1 protein-coding gene and 1 pseudogene are annotated in these 1495 nt (G+C 70.2%); one reads left to right on the forward strand and one right to left on the reverse strand.

Annotation, left to right across the window (positions count from 1 at the left end):
• A partial coding sequence (locus F5972_RS36760) for an endo-1,4-beta-xylanase (RefSeq protein ID WP_150940770.1) occupies window positions 1–379 on the reverse strand: 379 nt, incomplete at its 3' end.
• 737 nt (window positions 380–1116) lie between these two features.
• On the opposite strand from F5972_RS36760, the pseudogene F5972_RS36765 reads away from it, so the two are divergent.
• Window positions 1117–1495, forward strand: a pseudogene (locus F5972_RS36765) (SGNH/GDSL hydrolase family protein); the annotation flags it as partial.

Here is a 1495-nt window from a genome sequence, read left to right on the forward strand (position 1 = left end):
GCGTGTGCCCGCGGACCTTCATGCCCTTGCTGACCGCGTGGTTGACGATCTGGTCGGCCGAGCCCCAGTTGAACGAGTTGCGGGACGGCTCGATCGGCCCCCACTTCATCTCGTTCTCGGCGGTGACGGAGTTGAACTCCCGGTCCCACGTGGCCACGTAGGTCGAGTCGTTCAGGTGACCGGCCGCGATCGCGGTGCCGAAGTAACGGCCGCTCTGCGCGGCGGCCGCCCCGAGGGTGCTCGCTGCGGCGTTGGCGGGGAGGGTCGTCGCCAGGGCCGTCACCACCCCGAGCACGCCGAGAGCCCCGGCGGCCAGCGCCCGGCGCGGGCCGCTGAGCGGCCGCCTGGCGCCACCGGCGGATAAGGGGAAATCGCTCATGCCTGAGCCTCCACTGCTGCGTCACTGAAGGGGAACGCGAGGACGCGCCCCCGCGGAAAGACGCCACGCCCCTCGACGGGACGCACGACGTGTCAACGACGACCGGCGTCACGAAACCGCGGCCTCCGCCGTCCACCACCAGGTCCGGCAGAAAGAGGCCGCTTCGAAAAGTCAGTCTGGAAATCCCCACGAAACGTGTCAAGACTGCGCCGGAGAGGCGCGAGCGGTCTCCCCGCTACAGCCACCCGTGCCGGGTGGACGGCACGCACCGCCACCGCGCTTTCCGGCCGCCTCGTCACCCGTCACGGGACGGTGTCGGCTGGATGAATGTTTCAGCACCCCGCCCACCTCGGCTTGTGCGCGGCGCGTCCATCGGAGCAGTTGAGGCCCACCCGGCGGTACGGCGTCCAGACAGGTGAATCCGGCGCGCTTGACGGGACCTCAGCCCGTCGTATTTGCTCCGCCGCACCACCACCGAACATCAACGCCTACCGAGAAGGGCGGGCCCGGCAGAGCACGTGTGAACGTTAACAAGCCGTGACTCGCCTTCGAGCACGGAGGCGGGGCGATCCCCCGCCGCCGAGGGCGGCCAAGGTCCGGTCGGCGCGCCGTCGCGCCGCCCGTCCCGTACGCGTGCCCGGCTCCCGCAAGCCCCAGTCACCACCCGCGGCCACGACCCCCAGTGTGAGCGCTAACAGAAGATTTCTCCTCCTAGATCACATTCTTCGGGAGTACTGATGAAGATCCCTCGCGTCCGGTTCGTCGCGATCCTCCTGGCTCTCGCCCTCCCGGTCCTGGGTACGGCGCTGGGGGCGGGCGCCGCGAGCGCGGAGTCCAACGGCGGGGTGCGGGTGATGCCGCTGGGTGACTCGATCACCGAGGGCACCCAGGTGCCCGGCGGATACCGCATCGGACTGTGGCAGCGCCTGGCCGCCGGCCGCTACACCGTCGACTTCGTCGGCTCGCAGTACAACGGGCCGGGCAACCTTGGCGACCACGACCACGAGGGCCACCCCGGCTGGCGGATCGACCAGATCGACGCCAACATCACCGGCTGGCTGCGCTCCTACACCCCGCGCACCGTGCTGCTGCACATCGGCACCAACGACGTGCTGC

Origin of the sequence: Microbispora cellulosiformans (genome assembly GCF_008728085.1) — a bacterium.
Classification (GTDB): domain Bacteria; phylum Actinomycetota; class Actinomycetes; order Streptosporangiales; family Streptosporangiaceae; genus Microbispora; species Microbispora amethystogenes.